The organism is Bordetella genomosp. 5 (assembly GCF_002261315.1).
In the GTDB taxonomy this organism is placed as follows: Bacteria; Pseudomonadota; Gammaproteobacteria; order Burkholderiales; family Burkholderiaceae_B; genus Bordetella.
Genome location: NZ_NEVP01000010.1, coordinates 40,034 through 58,598, shown reverse-complemented (window position 1 = coordinate 58,598; position 18,565 = coordinate 40,034). Strand labels below are relative to the sequence as shown.

The 18,565-nt window shown below is 67.2% G+C and carries 15 protein-coding genes; 7 read left to right on the top strand and 8 right to left on the bottom strand.

Translation table 11 applies throughout. The features are described from left to right. Nucleotides 1–19: 19 nt before the first annotated feature. From cyoC to cyoA, 3 genes are all read right to left on the bottom strand, one after another. Nucleotides 20–658 carry a cytochrome o ubiquinol oxidase subunit III gene (gene cyoC, locus CAL25_RS15745; protein ID WP_094801705.1) on the bottom strand — a complete coding sequence of 213 codons (639 nt, stop codon included), beginning with the start codon at nucleotides 656–658 and terminating at the stop codon, nucleotides 20–22. Then, a complete protein-coding gene (gene cyoB / locus CAL25_RS15740) occupies nucleotides 651–2,654 on the bottom strand; it encodes a cytochrome o ubiquinol oxidase subunit I (protein ID WP_094801703.1) in 2,004 nt (667 codons plus the stop codon). The genes cyoC and cyoB overlap by 8 nt, the downstream gene beginning before the upstream one ends. 100 nt (nucleotides 2,655–2,754) lie before the next feature. Next, nucleotides 2,755–3,807: a ubiquinol oxidase subunit II gene (cyoA, locus tag CAL25_RS15735; RefSeq protein WP_094801701.1), complete on the bottom strand. Its 1,053-nt coding sequence runs from the start codon at nucleotides 3,805–3,807 to the stop codon at nucleotides 2,755–2,757. A gap of 316 nt (nucleotides 3,808–4,123) precedes the next feature. On the opposite strand from cyoA, the gene CAL25_RS15730 reads away from it, so the two are divergent. Then, nucleotides 4,124–5,488 (top strand): MFS transporter, encoded by a 1,365-nt coding sequence (locus tag CAL25_RS15730; RefSeq protein WP_094801699.1) that lies wholly within the window; start codon nucleotides 4,124–4,126, stop codon nucleotides 5,486–5,488. Between the two features lie 116 nt (nucleotides 5,489–5,604). Here the strand turns inward: CAL25_RS15730 and CAL25_RS15725 are convergent, their stop codons facing one another. After that, a complete protein-coding gene (locus CAL25_RS15725; RefSeq protein ID WP_094801697.1) occupies nucleotides 5,605–6,540 on the bottom strand; it encodes a YicC/YloC family endoribonuclease in 936 nt (311 codons plus the stop codon). 194 nt (nucleotides 6,541–6,734) lie between these two features. Between CAL25_RS15725 and rph the strand changes: the two genes are divergently transcribed. Further along, on the top strand, nucleotides 6,735–7,469 hold the full coding sequence (gene rph / locus CAL25_RS15720) for a ribonuclease PH (protein ID WP_432759245.1): 735 nt from the start codon (nucleotides 6,735–6,737) through the stop codon (nucleotides 7,467–7,469). 99 nt (nucleotides 7,470–7,568) lie between these two features. Here the strand turns inward: rph and CAL25_RS15715 are convergent, their stop codons facing one another. Together CAL25_RS15715 and CAL25_RS15710 are read right to left on the bottom strand one after the other, a co-directional pair. Then, nucleotides 7,569–8,951, bottom strand: coding sequence for an MmgE/PrpD family protein (locus CAL25_RS15715; protein ID WP_094801693.1), 1,383 nt, complete (start codon nucleotides 8,949–8,951; stop codon nucleotides 7,569–7,571). Between the two features lie 22 nt (nucleotides 8,952–8,973). After that, on the bottom strand, nucleotides 8,974–10,134 hold the full coding sequence (locus CAL25_RS15710; protein ID WP_094801691.1) for an acyl-CoA dehydrogenase family protein: 1,161 nt from the start codon (nucleotides 10,132–10,134) through the stop codon (nucleotides 8,974–8,976). 133 nt (nucleotides 10,135–10,267) lie between these two features. On the opposite strand from CAL25_RS15710, the gene CAL25_RS15705 reads away from it, so the two are divergent. After that, nucleotides 10,268–11,188, top strand: coding sequence for a LysR family transcriptional regulator (locus CAL25_RS15705; RefSeq protein WP_094801689.1), 921 nt, complete (start codon nucleotides 10,268–10,270; stop codon nucleotides 11,186–11,188). A 174-nt stretch (nucleotides 11,189–11,362) separates the two neighbouring features. Then, nucleotides 11,363–13,054: a methyl-accepting chemotaxis protein gene (locus tag CAL25_RS15700; RefSeq protein ID WP_094801687.1), complete on the top strand. Its 1,692-nt coding sequence runs from the start codon at nucleotides 11,363–11,365 to the stop codon at nucleotides 13,052–13,054. Between the two features lie 7 nt (nucleotides 13,055–13,061). Here CAL25_RS15700 and CAL25_RS15695 read toward each other — a convergent pair whose 3' ends face one another. Continuing rightward, nucleotides 13,062–13,442 (bottom strand): RNA-binding S4 domain-containing protein, encoded by a 381-nt coding sequence (locus CAL25_RS15695; protein ID WP_094801685.1) that lies wholly within the window; start codon nucleotides 13,440–13,442, stop codon nucleotides 13,062–13,064. A 144-nt stretch (nucleotides 13,443–13,586) separates the two neighbouring features. Between CAL25_RS15695 and CAL25_RS15690 the strand changes: the two genes are divergently transcribed. Next, nucleotides 13,587–14,243: an SMI1/KNR4 family protein gene (locus CAL25_RS15690; protein ID WP_094801683.1), complete on the top strand. Its 657-nt coding sequence runs from the start codon at nucleotides 13,587–13,589 to the stop codon at nucleotides 14,241–14,243. 251 nt (nucleotides 14,244–14,494) lie between these two features. On the opposite strand, the gene CAL25_RS15685 is transcribed toward CAL25_RS15690, so the two are convergent. After that, on the bottom strand, nucleotides 14,495–16,333 hold the full coding sequence (locus tag CAL25_RS15685) for an EAL domain-containing protein (RefSeq protein ID WP_094801681.1): 1,839 nt from the start codon (nucleotides 16,331–16,333) through the stop codon (nucleotides 14,495–14,497). Nucleotides 16,334–16,566: 233 nt separating this feature from the next. On the opposite strand from CAL25_RS15685, the gene rdgB reads away from it, so the two are divergent. Together rdgB and hemW are read left to right on the top strand one after the other, a co-directional pair. After that, nucleotides 16,567–17,190, top strand: coding sequence for an RdgB/HAM1 family non-canonical purine NTP pyrophosphatase (gene rdgB / locus CAL25_RS15680; RefSeq protein ID WP_094801679.1), 624 nt, complete (start codon nucleotides 16,567–16,569; stop codon nucleotides 17,188–17,190). A gap of 23 nt (nucleotides 17,191–17,213) precedes the next feature. Beyond that, a complete protein-coding gene (gene hemW / locus CAL25_RS15675) occupies nucleotides 17,214–18,440 on the top strand; it encodes a radical SAM family heme chaperone HemW (protein WP_094801677.1) in 1,227 nt (408 codons plus the stop codon). Nucleotides 18,441–18,565 lie beyond the last annotated feature (125 nt).

Below are 18,565 nucleotides of genomic sequence, written 5' to 3'. Positions count from 1 at the left end.
TGATCGCTGCGGGTGGTGCTCATGGCAGGACTCCCATCAAATACACGAAGGTGAAGACGCCCACCCAGATCAGGTCCAGGAAGTGCCAGAACATCGACAGGCACATCAGCCGCCGGCGGTTTTCGAGGATCAGCCCGTGCCGCTGCACCTGCAGCATCAGCACGACCAGCCAGATGATGCCGAACGTCACGTGCAGACCGTGGGTGCCGACCAGCGCGAAGAACGACGACAGGAAGGCGCTGCGTTGCGGGCCCGCGCCCAGCTGGATCAGGTGGTGGAACTCGTAGATCTCGACGCACAGAAAGGCCAGACCGAAGAGCCCGGTCACGGCCAGCCAGCCCTGCGTGGCGCCGATGCGCCGGCGCCGCATCTCGAGCATGGCGAAGCCGTACGTGATCGACGAGAGCAGCAGCAGCGCGGTGTTGAGCGCCACGAGCTCCAGCTCGAACAGATCAGCGCCCGAGGGGCCGGCCGCATAGTTGCGTCCCAGCACGCCGTAGGTGGCGAACAGGCACGCAAAGATGAGGCAGTCGCTCATCAGGTAGACCCAGAAACCGAGCAGCGTGCCGTTCTTAGGGTGGTGTTCTTCGGGAATGTAGAAGAGCGGCCGGTCCGCCGGCGCGCCCGAGGGAGTGAGGTGAGCCGCGGTATCAGACATGGTTGGCCATCAGCAAGGTGCGATCGGCTTCGCAACGGGCCACTTCGTTGGCCGGCACGTAGTAATCGCGTTTGTAGTTGAAGGTGTGAACGATCGATACCAGCACCAGCGCCACGAAGGTGAGCACCACGGCCGGCCACATGTGCCAGATCAGCGTGAAGCCGAGCAGGGTGGAGAGCCCGGCCAGCACGATGCCGGCCCAGGTGTTCTTGGGCATGTGGATCGGAATGAAGCCGGATTGCGGGCGCTCGTAGCCGTATTGCTTCATCTGCCACCAGGCGTCCAGATCATGCACGCGCGGGGTGAAGGCGAAGTTGTATTGCGGCGGCGGCGACGAGGTCGACCACTCGAGCGTGCGGCCGTCCCAGGGATCGCCGGTGGTGTCGCGCAGCTGCGCGCGGCGGCGGAAGCTCACGACCAGCTGGATCAGGAAGCTGGCGATGCCCATCGCGATCAGAATGGCGCCGAAGGCCGCGATCTGAAACCAGATCTGCAGCGACATGTCTTCGAAGTGGTTGACGCGGCGCGTCACGCCCATCAGCCCGAGCACATAGAGCGGCATGAAGGCGACGTAGAAGCCCACCAGCCAGAACCAGAACGAGCACTTGCCCCAGAACGGATCGAGCCGATAGCCGAACGCCTTGGGAAACCAGTAGGTGATGCCGGCCATCAGGCCGAACAGCACGCCGCCGATGATCACGTTGTGGAAGTGGGCGATCAGGAACAGGCTGTTGTGCAGGACGAAGTCGGCCGGCGGCACCGCGAGCAGCACGCCGGTCATGCCGCCGATCACGAAGGTCACGATGAAGCCGAGCGTCCAGAGCATCGGCACTTCGAAGCGGATGCGGCCGCGGTACATCGTGAAGAGCCAGTTGAAAATCTTGGCCCCGGTCGGGATCGAGATGATCATCGTCGTGATCCCGAAGAACGAATTCACGCTCGCCCCGGATCCCATCGTGAAGAAGTGATGCAGCCAGACCAGGTACGACAGCACCGTGATCACCACCGTGGCGTACACCATCGACGCGTAGCCGAACAGGCGCTTGCGGCAGTAGGTGGAGACCACCTCGGAGAAGATGCCGAAGGCCGGCAGAATCAGGATGTAGACCTCGGGGTGGCCCCAGATCCAGATGAGGTTCACGTACATCATGGCGTTGCCGCCGAAATCCGCCGTGAAGAAGTTGGTGCCGACGTAGCGGTCCATCGTGAGCAGCGCCAGCACGGCGGTCAGCACGGGGAAGGCCGCGACGATCAGGATGTTGGTGCAGAGCGAGGTCCAGGTGAACACCGGCATGCGCATGAGCGACATGCCGGGCGCGCGCATCTTCACGATGGTCACGAGCAGGTTCACCCCCGATAACAGGGTGCCCACCCCGGCCACCTGCAGCGCCCATATGTAGTAATCCACCCCCACGTCCGGACTGTGCAGGATGCCCGACAAGGGGGGATAGGCCAGCCAGCCGGTCCGCGCGAACTCGCCCACGAAGAGCGAGGCCATCACCAGCATCGCGCCGCCGGCCGTCATCCAGAAACTGAAGTTGTTGAGAAACGGAAAGGCCACGTCGCGCGCGCCGATCTGCAGCGGCACGATGTAGTTCATCAAACCCGTGACCAGCGGCATGGCCACGAAGAAGATCATGATGACGCCGTGCGCGGTGAAGATCTGATCGTAGTGGTGCGGCGGCAGGTAGCCCATGTTGTCGCCGAACGCCACGGCCTGCTGCGCGCGCATCATCAGCGCATCGGCAAAACCGCGCAGCAGCATCACCAGGCCCAGGATCACGTACATGATCCCGATCTTCTTGTGATCGATGCTGGTGAACCACTCCCGCCACAGATAGCCCCATTTGCCGTAATAGGTGATGGCGCCGAGCAGCGCGGCGCCGCCCAGCAGCACGGCGGCGAAGGTCGCGATCAGAATGGGTTCATGGTAGGGAATCGCTTCCCAGGTGAGCCGTCCGAAGATCAGCGTGGTGATGTCTGATGATTCTGGCATCTCGATTCCCGGCTAATGAATCCGGTCGGGGAGGGCGCCGACCGGCAGTACTTGCTTGGCGCGTGTATCAAGCGCCGTGCCAAGGGCCCGGCGCCTGCGATCAGAGCGGAATGCGTGCGGACTCGTTGGCCGCCGTGCACATCGCGCCCACGTACTGACGCAGCGGCCCTTCGGTGAGACCGAGGCGTTCGCGCAGGGCGGGGTCGATGGTGGTGACGTTGAGTGCGCCCGGAATGCCCAGGCCGCCCGCGGCGTCGATCGCCATGGCGTCTTTCATGCACATGCGGTTGGGTTCGACGCAGCGGTTGACGATGGCGTCGAACAGTCCGGGCGCCACGCTGGCGTAGCGGGCGACGGGGTTGCGTTCGCTGGGCTGCTCGAGCTGCAGGAAGGTCTCGCGCGAGAGGGCGGAGCCGTCTTTCTTGGCCTGCGCGATCCATTGGTCGAAGCCGGCCTGGTCCAGGCCATGAAAGCGGAAGCGCATGCCGGAGAAGCCTTCGCCGCTGTAGTTGGCGGAGAGCCCGTCGTAGTCGCCGGGGCGGTTGATCACGGCGTGCAGCGTGGTCTGCATGCCGGGCATGGCGTAGATCATGCCGGCCAGCGCGGGCACGAAGAAGGTGTTCATCACCGTGGACGAGGTGATCTGGAATTCGATCGGCCGATCCACCGGCGCGGCCATCTCATTGACCGTGGCCACGCCCTGCTCGGGATAGAGGAAGAGCCACTTCCAGTCGAGCGCGACCACCTGCACGACGAGCGGCTTGGTGCCCGCGGGCACCTCGCGGCCCTCGGCCACGCGGGTGAGCGGACGGTAGGGATCCAGCTGGTGAGTGCTGACCCAGGTGATGGCACCCAGCGCGATGATGATGAGGAGGGGGATCGACCAGATCAGCAGCTCCAGCATGGTGGAGTGATTCCAGTCGGGATCGTAACGAGCTTCGGTATTGGTCTCGCGATAGCGCCACGCAAAGACGAACGTGAGCACGATGACCGGCACGATGACCAGCAGCATCAGACCTGTAGAGATCAGGATCAGATTGCGTTGCTGCCAGGCGATATCTCCCGACGGGGCCATCAGCACGGTGTTGCAACCGGCAAGCATGGGGATGCAGGCCAGCAGCGCTGCTCCGCGGAGTCTTTGGAATAACGGCATTGCCATACCCCGAAACGTAACCGTGGGAAGAGTCTCAACCCTACGCTGTAAGGTCGGAAAAATCCAGGGCCAAAAGAGTAAAAATGCGGTGACGGATAGCGCCGGGTGTTGCGCGCACAACGTCTTTCGGCGCTGGCCATAGCAAGTGCGATGCCTGAATCACGTGTCGTGGCGCGCGTGCCGCGCGACGCGCGCCGCCTCTTCCGGTCGGGCGCGGAACGTGCGACCATGGCCCTGCAACTGTGATGCAGGATCGTAGACCCGGGCAGACAGCGCGCCTTCGCGCCGCAGCCGGCCTCTTTCAGCGAGTGCGCATATGTCGACCACCACGCAGTACCCCGGCTCTCTCCCACCCAAGCCTGGTCAGACCGATCAGCCGGGGTCTCTCCCTCCGGGGTCGGTACCGACGCTGGGCGCCAGCCATACGCAGGTGGCGCCGAGCGAGATCGCCGTCGGCGTCGTGATCGGCCGCACCTCCGAATACTTCGATTTCTTCGTGTTCGGCATCGCATGCGTGATGGTGTTTCCACGCGTGTTCTTCCCGTTCGAAGCGCCACTCGAAGGCACGCTGTGGTCCTTTGCGGTCTTCGCGCTGGCCTTCGTGGTGCGCCCCGTGGGCACGGCGATATCGATGGCGATCCAGCGCCGATGGGGGCGCGGCATCAAGCTCACCGCGTCGCTGTTTCTGCTGGGTACCGCGACCTGCGGCATCGCGTTTCTGCCGCGCTACGATTCCATCGGCATGTACGCCATCATCCTGCTCGCCGTGTTCCGCGCGCTGCAGGGCATGGCGCTGGGCGGCTCCTGGGACGGGCTGCCGTCGCTGCTGGCGCTGAATGCGCCGGCGAAGCGGCGCGGCTGGTTCGCGATGATCGGCCAGCTGGGCGCGCCGATCGGCTTCATGATCGCGAGCGCGCTGTTCCTGTATCTGCATCTCACCCTGACCGACGAAGACTTCATCGACTGGGGCTGGCGCTATCCCTTCTTCGTGGCGTTCGCGATCAACGTGGTGGCGCTGTTCGCGCGGCTGCGGCTCGTGGTCACGCAGGAATACACCGAGCTGCTCGAAGAGGGCGAGCTCGAGCCGATCGGCACCAGCGAGATCGTGCGGGAGCAGGGCTACAACATGTTCATCGGTGCATTCGCCGCGCTGGCGAGCTATGCGCTGTTCCACCTCGTGACGGTGTTTCCGCTGTCGTGGATCGTGGTGAGCCAGACACAGCCCGTGGCGGATGTGCTGGTGGTGCAGATCGTGGGCGCGCTGGTGGGTATCGTCGGCACGATTTTCTCGGGCGTGATCGCCGACCGCATCGGCCGCCGCAACACGCTCGGCGTGCTGGCCGTGCTGATCGGTATCTTCGCGCTCTTCGCGCCCTGGCTGCTGGGCGGCGGGCCTTACGCGCAGGACGCGTTCATCCTGATCGGCTTCGCGCTGCTCGGCGTCTCGTATGGTCAGGCCGCCGGCACGGTTACGTCCAACTTCACGCGGCGCTACCGCTACACCGGGGCCGCGCTCACCACGGACATGGCGTGGCTGATCGGCGCCGCGTTCGCGCCGGTCGTCGCGCTGGGCCTGTCGGACCGATTCGGTCTGGCCGCGGTGAGTGTGTATCTGCTGTCGGGTGTGGTGTGCACGCTGTTGGCATTACGCATCAACAAACTTCTGGAGTCGAGAGATTGAAGGTGCCCCCACGCTGCGCCTTCGGGTTGCTGCCCCCTAGCTGCGCCTTCGAGGACCGGTAAAAAAAGGGCCGTCATCGGTAAGGATGACGGCCCTTGTTTTTGGCGCGGGGGCTCTTACTCGAGATTCTGCGCCTGTTCGCGCATCTGCTCGATGAGCAGCTTCAGGTCCATGGCGGCGCGCGTGACCTCCATGCTGCCTGCCTTCGAGCCCAGCGTGTTGGCTTCGCGGTTCATTTCCTGGAACAGGAAGTCGAGGCGCTTGCCGGCGCTGCCGCCCTGTTTGCCGCCGGATTTGCCCGCCTTGCCGCCGCCCTCGGTGAGCAGGTGGCGCAGCTCTTCGAGGTGCGAGCGCAGGCGCGACAGCTCTTCGGCGACGTCGATGCGCAGCGCGAAGAGGTTGGCTTCCTGAGACAGGCGTTCGGACAGCTCGGCACCCGAGATGTGCGTGAAGCCGCCCGGGAAGGCGTTTTCGATCGTCTCGCGCAGCTTGGTGGCGAGCTTGTCGCGATGGTCGGCCAGCAACTGGGGCAGGTGGGTCTCGACCTGATCGACGATGGCGGCCACGCCATCGGCACAGTCGCGCATCATGCCGGCGAGGCGTTCGCCTTCGCGCGTACGACCCTCCTGCAGCTGCGCGAGCGCCTGTTGGCCGGCCTGCACGCAGGCGGCGCCCCAGACCTGCGGGTCGAGCGCGTCGTTGGTGCGCTGGCCGGGCCAGTTGAAGAGCTCGACCAGGCGCGGCGCGGTGGTCTCCGGCAGGATCTTGCGCGCGGCCTGCAATTGGTCGGCCAGGCGGGTGAGCCATTCGGGATCGAGCTGGGTCACTTCGGTGTTGCTGGCACGCGTGAACGAGGCGCGCACTTCCACCTTGCCGCGCGCCAGGTTGGCGGTGAGCAGCTCGCGCAACGGGGTCTCGGCGTGGCGCAGTTCGTCGGGCAGCCGGAAATAGAGATCGAGGAAGCGGCTATTGACGCTGCGCAGTTCGAGCGCGAGCGTGCCTTGTTCGAGGTCGACGCGGGCATTGCCGAACGCGGTCATGCTGCGGATCATGGTGCGATATCCTGAAGAGGGCCCGGGGCCGATGGCCGCGGGCACGGGGTAAGACGAAGGTAGACAGGGTGTCGCGCGGTCTGCTTGCCGGGCGAGCCGCGCCCACGGCCGCAGGATAACCGATGCGCGCGGCCGTTGTAGCCGTCGAGCCCGTACAATTCGGCTCTTCTTACGATCAACACCTGGAGCTCTCCGTGAACGCCACCTCTACTTCCCGCCCCAGCGGACGCGCCGTCGACGAGCTGCGCCCGTTCTCGCTCACGCGCGGTTTCACCCGGTATGCGGAGGGTTCGGTGCTGGTGCGGGCCGGCGACACCCACGTGCTGTGCACGGCCAGCGTGCTCGACAAGGTGCCGCCCTTCATGAAAGGCCGCGGCGAGGGCTGGGTCACGGCCGAATACGGCATGCTGCCACGCGCCACGCACACGCGCGGCGATCGTGAGGCCGCGCGCGGCAAGCAGAGCGGCCGCACGCAGGAGATCCAGCGTCTGATCGGCCGCAGCCTGCGCGCCGTGTTCGATCTGTCGGCCTTGGGCGAACGCACGCTGCATCTCGATTGCGACGTGATCCAGGCCGACGGCGGCACCCGCTGCGCCAGCATCACGGGCGCCTGGGTCGCGGCCAGCGATGCCATCAATCTGCTGCTCGAGCGCGGCGACATCGAACGCAACCCCATCCGCGACGCGGTCGCGGCGGTGTCGGTGGGTCTGGTCGATGGCCGTCCGGTGCTCGATCTGGACTACCAGGAAGACTCGGCCTGCGATGCCGACGTGAACGTGATCATGACCGGCGCCGGTGCCTTCGTGGAAGTGCAGGGCACGGGCGAGGGCGCCACCTTCACGCGCGCCGAGCTCGACACCATGCTCGGCCTGGCCGAGACCGGCATCGCCCGGCTGGTGGCGCAGCAGCGCGCGGCGCTGGCAGGCTGAGCGCGCGCGTCGTCAGGCTCGAACCGCCCCGATTCGGGGGCATGAAAAAGGCGGGGCCGTGCGATACGGGCCCGCCTTTTTTGTCGCCGATGCAGCGGCTCAGGTGGGCAGCAGACGCCCCACGCGCGGCAGCTCGGCCAGGCGCCAGACCTGATCGATGAGCGCGCGCATCTCGGCCTCGGTGGCCGCGCCCGCGTAGGTGCCCAGTCGCATCGCCTTGTCTTCGATCTCGCCGCGCGAGAGCGTGTTGCCCGGATCGCCCTTGGGCTCGTCCACCCGCGCCGACAAGATGCGGCCGTCGGTCGTGCGCACCGACACCTTGCCGATCCAGCGCTGCGGATAGGCCTCGTCGACTTCGGCGTCGAACGACATGCGCACGCGCTCGCGCAGCCGCGCCACCTCGGCGTCGTGCAACGCCGCATCGAACTCGGCCAGGCCCGCGCGGCCCTCGCGGGCGATCAGCGCCAGCACCGTGCCCATCGAGAACTTGGATTGGTGCACGGTGGTGGGATTCACGACCGGCCCGAGCACGTCGATCGCGCCCTGGTGCACCTGGGCGTCGACCTCCGCGAGGTCGTCGGCCTTCAGGCCATGGTCGCGCATCAGCGCGAGCAGCGCGTCGGCCGCCGGATGGGTGTGACGGCACGACGCGTGAAACTTGAACGAGGTCTCGGCCAGGGCCCAGCGCTCGCCGAGGCGGTCGGTCAGACGCGAGGGATCGGCGTCGGTCGACATGCCGGCCGCCATGCCCTGCTTGCCCTCCAGAATGCGCTGCGCGCCGGTGAAGCCATCCTGCGCGAGATAGGCGGCGGTGAGGCCGTCGGCCGCCGCCTTGGCCGTGTGCAGCTGCTTGGAGTCGGCGGCATCGCGCAGAAATTCCCATAGGCCCGCGGCCTGGGTGCCGGCCGAGCCGAGCGCGTGCAGCATGCGGGCGGGATCGAGCCCGAGCAGCCGGCCCACCGTGACGGCGGCGGCCAGCGTGCCCACCGTGCCCGTCGTGTGGAAGATCTTGTAGTGCGAGCGGCCGAGGTATTCGCCGGCGCGGATGCCGACCTCATAGCCCGCGACCGACGCGGTCAGCAGGTCGCGGCCGCTCGCGCCCAGGGCCTGCGCCACGGCGAGCGCCGGCGGAAACACGACCGCCGCGGGATGGAATACCGAACCATTGTGGACGTCGTCCTGTTCCACCACATGGGCGGCCGCGGCATTGACCATGGCCGCGAAGAGCGGGGTGGTGCCGCGCCGGTCGATCAGCACTTCGGCGGGGCCCTGCGCCGGTCCCATGGTGCTGGCGTAGCGGCCGATGGTCTGGACGGCACGCGAGCCGGCGCCGGCGAGGATGGAGCCGAGCGTGTCGAGCAGCAGGTCTTCGGCGCGCCGCACGACGGCGGCGGGGATGTCGTCGAACTGCAGCGTGCTGGCAAACTCGGCGAGCGTGGCCGAGGGGTGGGCGTCGGGCAGGGAGCGAGGCAGGGCAGACATGGCGGTCCCGGGAAAAATGGGCTCAGAAGGAGCGGGGCAGGCCCAGCACATGCTCGGCCACGTAAGACAGGATGAGGTTGGTGGAGATCGGCGCCACCTGGTAGAGGCGCGTCTCGCGGAACTTGCGTTCGACGTCGTACTCGTTGGCGAAGCCGAAGCCGCCATGGAACTGCAGGCAGGCGTTGGCGGCTTCCCAGGAGGCGTCGGCCGCCAGCAGCTTGGCCATGTTGGCCTGCGCGCCGCAGGGCTGGTGCGCGTCGAACCGGCGCGCGGCCTCATAGCGCATCAGGCTGGCCGCTTCGACGTTGATGTGCGCGCGCGCGATCGGAAACTGCACGCCCTGGTTCTGGCCGATCGGCCGGCCGAACACCACGCGCTCCTTGGCATAGGCGGTGACCTTGTCGATGAACCAGTAGCCATCGCCGATGCACTCGGCCGCGATCAGCGTGCGCTCGGCGTTCAGGCCATCGAGGATGTACTTGAATCCCTTGCCTTCTTCGCCGATCAGGTTTTCGGCGGGAATCTCGAGGTTGTCGAAGAACAGCTCGTTGGTTTCGTGGTTGACCATATTCGGGATCGGCCGCACCTCCATGCCGTGGCCGATGGCGTGGTGCAGGTCGACCAGAAAGATCGACATGCCCTCGGACTTGCGCGTGACCGCTTCGAGCGGCGTGGTGCGCGCGAGCAGAATCATCAGGTCGGAATGCTGCACGCGCGAGATCCACACCTTCTGGCCATTGATCACGTAGCGGTCGCCCTTGCGCACGGCCGTGGTCTTGATGCGGGTGGTGTCGGTGCCGGTGGTGGGTTCGGTCACGCCCATCGATTGCAGACGCAGCTCGCCACTGGCGATGCGCGGCAGATAGGTGCGCTTCTGCTCGTCGCTGCCATGGCGCAGCAGCGTGCCCATGTTGTACATCTGGCCGTGGCAGGCCCCGGAGTTGCCGCCGGACCGGTTGATTTCTTCCATGATGACGGACGCTTCGGTCAGGCCCAGGCCCGAGCCGCCGTATTCCTGCGGGATCAGCGCGGCGAGCCAGCCGGCCTCGGTGAGCGCGCGCACGAAGGCGTCGGGATAGCCGCGCTCTTCGTCGACCTTGCGGAAGTATTCGGCGGAAAACTGCGCGCACAGGTCGCGCACGGCTTCGCGGATGTCTTGGAAATCGGTTTGGGTATCAACCATGGGGTGCGTCGTCTCGAACTCTCGGGTTGCAGGTCGGGCAGGGTCAGCCCGCACTTTGCCGGATGCGGTCCAAGCTGCCAATTTATGATTGCTTAATACGGGGTTTTCCAATCCCGAAGGTATAGGGGGACGAATGGCTACACACTTTGACCTGACCGATCTGCAACTCATGGTGCACATCGGCGACTGGCACAGCCTGACGCGCGGCGCGGAAAAGTCGCATCTGTCGCTGCCCGCGGCGAGTACCCGGGTCAAGAACCTCGAAGAGCACTTCGGCACCCAGCTGCTCTATCGCACCAGCCAGGGCGTCACCATGACGCCATCGGGCGAGGCGCTGACCCGCCATGCCCGCACCGTGATGCAGCAGATCGAGCAATTGCGCGGAGACATGCAGGAGTTCGCGCGCGGCGTGAAAGGCCATGTGCGCGTGCTGGCCAACACCACCGCCATCACCGAATTCATGCCCGGCGTGCTCGCGCGCTATCTGGCCGGCCACCCCGACGTGAACGTCGAGCTGCGCGAGCGTCTGAGTTATCTGATCGTGCGCGCCGTGGCCGATGGCTCGGCGGATCTGGGCATCGTGGCCGGCTGCGGTCCGGATCCCAAGCTCCAGTTCATTCCGTACCGCAGCGACCGGCTGGTGCTGGTCACCGCGGCCCGCCATCCGCTCGCCACCGAAGGCGCCGTGCCTTTCGCCGATTCGCTGGCGTACGACTACGTGGGTCTGTCGGAGTGGAGCGCGATTCATCCCTTCCTGGTGCAGGCGGCCGCGGCGCTGGGCCGAACCTTCCGCTTTCGTGTCGAGGTGGGCAACTTCGAGGCCGCGTGCCGGATGATCGAGAGCGGCGTGGGGATCGGCGTGATCCCCGAATCGGTGGCGCTGCGTTATGCCCGCGTGCTGGATATCGCGCTGGTGCCGCTCACCGACGAGTGGAGCCTGCGCAAGCTGCACATCGTGGTGCGCGACCTCGACGCGCTGCCGACGTTTGCGCGCGAGCTGGTGCAGACGCTCATCGACGACATTCCGGCCGACGAGCGTCAGCCGGGCATATAGGGCGCGGGCGTCAATTTGGCCGTCAATTCGGTTTATTGCGATTCTTGACGTCGTGATAGCGCTGTAAAGAAACTGCCAAGTCCGGCGCACATAATTCGTTACCGATTATGGCGGCACATTTCTGTGCCGCCGTCTGCCCGTGCATCGGCCGGGCGAGCTCGTAACGGATCATTCATGCGCAAAAATCTACGCGTCGCAACCGCCCTGTCGGCGACCTTGCTTCTTTTCGTTCTGATCTTCGCGCTGGCCGCCGCCGGTGCGATCGCCGTGCTGCAGGAAAGCCGTGGACATGTCGAGGCGCTGGGGCGGGGCAGCATCGAGCGCGCCGGCGATCTGAACGACACCAGCAGCTGGCTGTTCCGCGCCCGTGCGCTGCTGACCGACGCCAAGACGGCGATGGAAGGCGGCATGGAGGAGCAGCGCGACGAGTTCCTGGGCCGGGTCGACAAGCTGCTCGGCAGCGCGGCCGAGAGCCAGAAGCGCCTCGCCGCCAATCCCGAGACCGGTGCCGAGGGCGCGCCCCTGTTCGACGCGATGCTCATGGCCTACACCGGGCTGGCCGACCAGGCCCTCGTGCCGATGCGCGACGCGATCTCGAAATGGAACGGCATCGAGGCCAATCGCATCAACGACAAGGTCCTGCCGCAGGCGGTGCAGGGCTACGTGCAGGCGGTGGACGCGTTTCAGGCGCATGCCCGTGCGCAGGGCCGCGCGGCGGTCGCCGATGCCGGGACGCGCCTGAACCATGCCATCGCCGCCGCGCTCGCGCTGGTGGTGTTCGTGGCCCTGGCCGCGCTGGTGATTCGTCTGGCCTTCCGCCGTGCCGTGCTGCGGCCCCTGAGCGAGGCGGGCCGGCACTTCGACCACATTGCCGACGGCGATCTCACCGGCACCATCCAGCGCCGTGGCGAGAACGAGATCGGCGTGTTGTTCCTGGCCATGCGCCGCATGCAGGACGGGCTGTCCAAGGCCGTGCACGCGGTGCGGCACGGCGTGGAAGAAATCCACGGCGGCGCCGGCGAGATCGCGGCCGGCGGCTCGGAGATGGCGATGCGCACCTCGCGTCAGGCCGCCTCGCTGCAGGAAGCCGCCGCCAGCATGACGCAGCTCGCGCAGAACGTGCACGCCACGGCGAGCAACGCCGAGCAGGCCCGCGAGCAGGCGCGCGATGCGACCGAGCTGGCGCGCACCGGCGGCCGCTCGGTGCACGAAGCGGTCGACACGATGGGCGGCATCGCCGCCTCGGCGCGTCGCATCGGCGAGATCGTGGGCGTGGTCGACAGCATCGCGTTCCAGACCAATATTCTGGCGCTCAACGCGGCCGTGGAAGCGGCGCGCGCGGGCGAGGAGGGCAAGGGCTTCGCGGTGGTCGCGGCCGAAGTGCGCTCGCTGGCGCAACGCAGCGCGCAGGCCGCGCGCGAGATCAAGGTGTTGATCGACGAATCGGGCGCGCGCGTCGAGGCGGGCGTGCGCCAGGTCGGCCAGGCGGGCCAGACCATCGACGACGTGGTGCAGGCCGTGGAGCGGGTCACCGTGATCGTGGAAGAGATCTCGCATGCGGCGGGCGAGCAGGCGGGCGGCATCGCGGCCATCAATAACGCGGTGTCCGACGTGGATCGCGCCACGCAGGAAAACGCCGCCATGGCCGAGGAAACCGCGGCCGCGGCCGCCGCGCTGGAGGGTCAGGCGCAGGCGCTGCGCCAGGCCGTCGCCGTGTTCCGCCTGATGTCGGAGGCGGGCGAGGCCGATCCCACCGCCGAGGTGATCGAGATGCGCCCGGCATTGCGCGCGGTGCGCGACGAATCCGCCGCCCAGCCCGCGATGACGATGCTGGACTTCGCGCCGCCGGCACGGCGGGCGGCCTGAGCCTGTTTTACTTGCCGCGCACCAGATCGATCTGGCGGCGGTCGCGCTTGGTCGGACGGCCCGCGGCGATGCCGAGCGCGGGCTCGGGGGCGAGGCGGCGCATTTCGGCGGCGCGTTCGCGCGCCGTGCGGCTCGCCTCGGTCTCTTCGTAGAGCAGGCGCGCCGCCGGGGCGGGACCACGCACGGCGCTCAGCGCCACCACGCGCACTTCGATGGCGGGATCGTCCTTGCGGATCGTGATCAGGTCATCGGGCGCCACTTCGCGGGCGGGCTTGGCCGGCTGGCCGTTGACCTGCACGCGGCCTTTGCCGATTTCGGTGCTCGCGAGGCTGCGCGTCTTGTAAAAGCGCGCGGCCCAGAGCCATTTGTCGAGTCGAATCTTGTCCATGAGTGCACAGGCGGGCGCGTGGAGTACGCGCGACCTCCCTATGATAGCCCGTGGGATACCCGCGCCACGCCGTGCGGGCCGCGTGTCACGCGCTCGTGGCAATATGACGCAGTCAGGAACGGACGCGAGGCGTCGGGAGGCCATATGGAATTGCTGGAAAGGTTCACCGCGATCGCGCGGGACGCGGGCTTCGATCTGCCGGCGCCGCTCGCGCAGTGGTATCGCACGGATAGCGCCGGCAACCACACGGGCAAGGCCATGGACGGCGTCTATGACTTCGAATGGCTCACGCCCGACGCCAGCGAGCGCGAGATCGAAGAATGGCTCAATCCGGATGCGCAGCAAGGCATCCGGTTCTTCCCGTTCGCGCAGTCGGGCGGGGGCGATTTTTACGCGCTGGTGCGCCTGGCCGACGGCCGCGAGGGCGTGGCCTGCATCTGGCACGACGACGAAAACAGCCAGATCGATTACGCGAATTTCGCGGACTTCGTCGCGGCCTCGTATCTCCAGTCGTACGCCGATCTCTCGCATCTGGGTGACGACGAAAGCGCGATCGCCGACACGATACGCGCCGGCCTGGCGTGCAGCACGCCGGCGCTTCCACCCGCGCATGCCGAGGCGCTGCTGGTGCCGGCGCAGAATGCGGTCGTGGCGCGCGCCTACCAATCGGGTCCGCGCGCGCGGCCGATCCAGGTGCCGGCCCTGCTGGCCCAGGAAGACGCCGAGGCGCGCGCCGCGTCCTTCACGCTGAAAGAACCGCTGGTGTTCGCGGTGGTGCCGTCCTGGGAAGTCGACGACTGAAGGGTGGGCGCGGGCGGCCCGGCGCCGGGCCGCAGCCGCGCCGGGCCGTACTCGCGCCTGAGCCGGCGCCGGCGCCGTTGCCGTTGCCCACGCCGGTCGCCCTCGCCGGTCGCCCTGGCCGGTTGCATGAGGCGGGCACTCAGACAATCGGGCGCTCAGGCACCCAGTTGCTCGGGCACTCAGTCACTGAGTCGCTCAGTCACTCAGTCACTCAGTCACTCAGTCACTCAGTCACTCGGGCATTCAGACACTCAGGCGCGCTCCGTTGCCCAGCTCTGGCGCAGATAGTTTTCCACCACCAGCGAGTGGTCGCCGTGCTTGACCTTGTGCTTGACCTGCGCGGCGGCCGACGCGATGTCTTCGGGCCGCACGCGCACGCCGCTGGCGGCGATCTGCGGCGGGTTCACGATCAGCGCGCCGATGCCCAGCGTCACGAACGGAAAAAAGCGCAGCACGCCGTAGCGGTCTTCGGCATGAATGCCGCCCTCGCTGCGCCCCTGTTCGTCGTAGAGATCCAGGGCCAGCAGATTGAACTGCGCGATCACGGCCTCGGTGCGGCTGCGCCAGTCTTCGCTGCGCATGGCAAACACGAAGTCGTCGCCGCCCACATGGCCGACGAAGTCGCGCTGCGCGTCGCAATGGCGCTTGATGGCCTCGGCGCACAGCAGAATCATGTCGTCGCCGCGCCAGTATCCATACACGTCGTTGAACGGCTTGAAGTTGTTCAGGTCGGCATAGCAGATCACGAACTCGCCCGGCTCTTCCAGCAGATGCGCGATGTGCTGGCTGATGGGAATGTTGCCGGGCAGGGACGTGAGCGGGTTGGCGTAGCGCGCGGCCTCGAGCCGGATTTCGGTCACCGAGCGCACCAGGGCTTCGCCGGTGCCGAGCCCGTCATAGCGGCCGTCGCTGGTGACGATGAAGCCGTCCGCCAGGTAGCGCTGGTCGTCCGAGGTCAGCACGTGGCTGAGCTGGTCGATCGAGGTGGCCACGTCGATCAGCACGGGGTCCGGGTTCATGAACGTGCTGCACGAATTGCGGCCGAACAGGTCGCGCGTGTAGCGCTGCGAGTAGTGTTCGAGAAAATCGCGGCGGTTGATGATGCCCACCGGCCGGCTGTCGCCATCGAGCACGGCCACCGCGTGCAGGCCGCGCTGTTCCTGAAACAGCCGGTGCACGTCGTCGTTGCTGTGCTTGCTCAGCAGCACCGGGCGCGCCTGCACGCGCAGCGCCGACGCGGTGCGGCCCGATCCCAGCGTCGAGGCACGCGGCCGACCGGCCGCGCGCGGCAGGCTCGACATGGCGTGCTCCAGTGCGTCGGGCAGGCGGGGCAGGGGCTGCGCCTCGGGGCGGCCCAGGTGCCAGCCCTGCGCGTAACGGATGCCGAGTTCGCTGATCGCGGCCAGGTCTTCGTGGCATTCGACGCCCTCGGCCACGACCGCCGTGTTCATGTGCTGGGCCACGGCCAGCATGGCGCGCACCAGCTGCATGCGGCGCTCGTCGCGGGCGATGTCCTTGAAGAAATAGCGGTCGATTTTGACGAGATCGGGCCGGATCTCGGCCCAGAGCTGCAGCGTGGCATGGCCGACGCCGTAGTCGTCCAGCGCCAGCCGCATGCCATGTCCGCGCAGGGTGTCGAGCGCCTGCGTGAGCACCTGCAGGTCGCCCTTCGCGGGATCGTGCTCGGTCAGTTCGATCACGATCTTGGTCGGGTCGATCCGGCAGCCTTGCAACAGTTGCTCGGGCAGGGCCTCGCGCCATTGCGTCCAGTAGTGGCAGAGCGCCGAGCCCGACAGGTTCAGGAAGATCTTGCCGTGCGCGGCGGTGTCGGCGAACTGGGTCAGGCCGGTGCGAAAGGCCTGCCACTCGAGCTGCGTCTGCAGCTGCTGGCGATGCGCGGCGGCGAACAGCGCGTCCGGCATGTGCAGCGGACAATCGTGCGGGCCGCGGATCAGGCTCTCGTGGCCGTAGATGCGGCCGCTGGCCAGGTCGACCACCGGCTGAAAGCGCGGGGCCAGCAATTCCTGCTGGAGGATGGATTCAAGCGAAAGGTCCGCGGCCCTGATGGCCCGGGCTTGGAGGGAATTCATCTGAGGTCTGAGGGCTGCGCCACGTCGGAGTGGCCGAGGTCCTCACTATGCCGCGCGTTTATGTCCCGAATGTTGCAAATTGTCATGTTTGCGGAATGACGACATTCCGGATCCGCATGACTCGGGCGCTCGCGGCGGCACACGGTACAATCGGTGCAGACGTCTAGGCCCGACCCTGCCGCCGTCAGGGTGGCCGGCCGGGCAGGGCGGGGCGCGCTCTTTATAATGGCGGGATGTCTACCGATACCTCATCCGGCGCCCCGCGCCGCGTCGTGCTCGCCTCGAACAACGCCGGCAAGCTGCGTGAATTTTCCGCTTTGTTCGCACCGCTGGGCATCGAGCTGATTCCCCAGGCCCAGCTCGGCGTGTCCGAGGCCGAAGAGCCGCACGTGACCTTTGTCGAAAACGCGCTGGCCAAGGCCCGCCACGCCAGCGCCGCCACCGGTCTGCCGGCGCTGGCCGACGACTCCGGCCTGTGCGTGGCCGCGCTCGGCGGCGCGCCCGGCGTGTATTCGGCCCGCTATGCCCAGCTGCAGGGCGGCCCGCGCGAAGACGGCGCCAACAACGCGCTGCTGGTGCGCAATCTGGCCGGTCAGGCCGATCGGCATGCCTGGTACGTGGCCGTGCTGGTCATGGTGCAAAGCGCCGACGATCCCTGTCCGCTCATCGGCGAAGGGCACTGGCACGGTGAGATCGCGGCCGAGCCGCGCGGCGAGCATGGGTTCGGCTACGACCCGCACTTTTTCCTGCCCAGCCTGGGCAAGACGGCGGCCGAGCTCGATCCGGCCGAAAAAAATCGGGTCAGCCATCGCGCGATGGCCCTGGCTCAATTGCTGGAGAAGCTGCGCGCCCGCTGAGGCGGCGCGCTGCCCGTCATCGCATGGCCATCACCATTCCCATTCTGTCCGCCGGCGCGGCCCCGGCGCGCGCGCCGGTCGTGCTGCCGGCCGGCGCCACGCTCACCAGCCTGCCGCCCCTGTCGGTCTATGTGCACGTGCCCTGGTGCGTACGCAAGTGTCCTTACTGTGACTTCAATTCCCATGCCACCGCCGGCGGAGAAGAGATTCCGGAACGCGCCTATCTCGACGCGCTGCGCGCCGACCTGGAGCAGGCGATCCCTTCGATCTGGGGGCGCCAGGTCGTGTCGGTGTTCATCGGCGGCGGCACGCCCAGCCTGTTGTCGCCCGAGGGCCTGGACGAACTGCTCGCCATGTTGCGCGCCTGTCTCAATGTGCTGCCCGACGCCGAGATCACGATGGAGGCCAATCCGGGCACGGCCGAAGCCGGACGCTTCAAGGCCTACGCAGCGAGCGGCGTGAGCCGGGTGTCGCTGGGCATCCAGAGTTTCGACGACGCGCAGCTCAAGAAGCTGGGCCGGATCCACGACGCGGCGCAGGCGCGCGCGGCCATCGAGATGGCCCAGGCGGCATTCGGCCGGGTCAATCTGGACATGATGTTCGCCTTGCCGGGCCAGGATCTGGCGGCCTGCGAGGCCGATCTGCGCCAGGCGCTGTCGTTCGGGACGGAGCACCTGTCGCTCTATCACCTGACGCTCGAACCCAATACGGTATTCGCCAAGTACCCGCCCGAGGTGCCGGACGACGACACCAGCGCCGCCATGCAGGATCTGGTCGAGGACACCCTGGCCCAGGCCGGGCTGGCGCGCTACGAGGTGTCGGCCTACGCCCGGCCGGGGGCGCGCTGCCGCCACAACGTCAATTACTGGGAGTTCGGCGACTACCTCGGCCTGGGCCCCGGCGCGCACGGCAAACTGTCATTTCACGACCGTATCGTCCGCGAGGCACGGATGAAGAACCCGGAATCGTGGATGGAACGGGTGGCCCGGCGCGACGGCAGCCATATCGCCGAAACCCGGCTCGTGGGACCCGACGCGCTGCCGTTCGAGTACATGCTCAACGTGCTGCGCCTGAAAGAGGGCGTGGCGGCCTCGGCCTTCGAGGAGCGCACCGGAATGTCGCTCGCCACCATTGCGCACCAATTGGAGGCGGCCACCCGACGCGATCTCCTCGACGCGGATCCCACCCGGCTCAAGGCCAGCGCACTGGGATGGCGCTTTCTCAACGATCTCCAGGAAATCTTCCTGTAATTGATCGGCACCAAACTGGGGCAATCGTGCCCCACGTTTTGCACCATTACGGTGCTACCATTTTCCAGAACCGTGCATGACCCCCGGGGATTCCCCCGGGGAAAACCTGGCACGCATATTGCTTC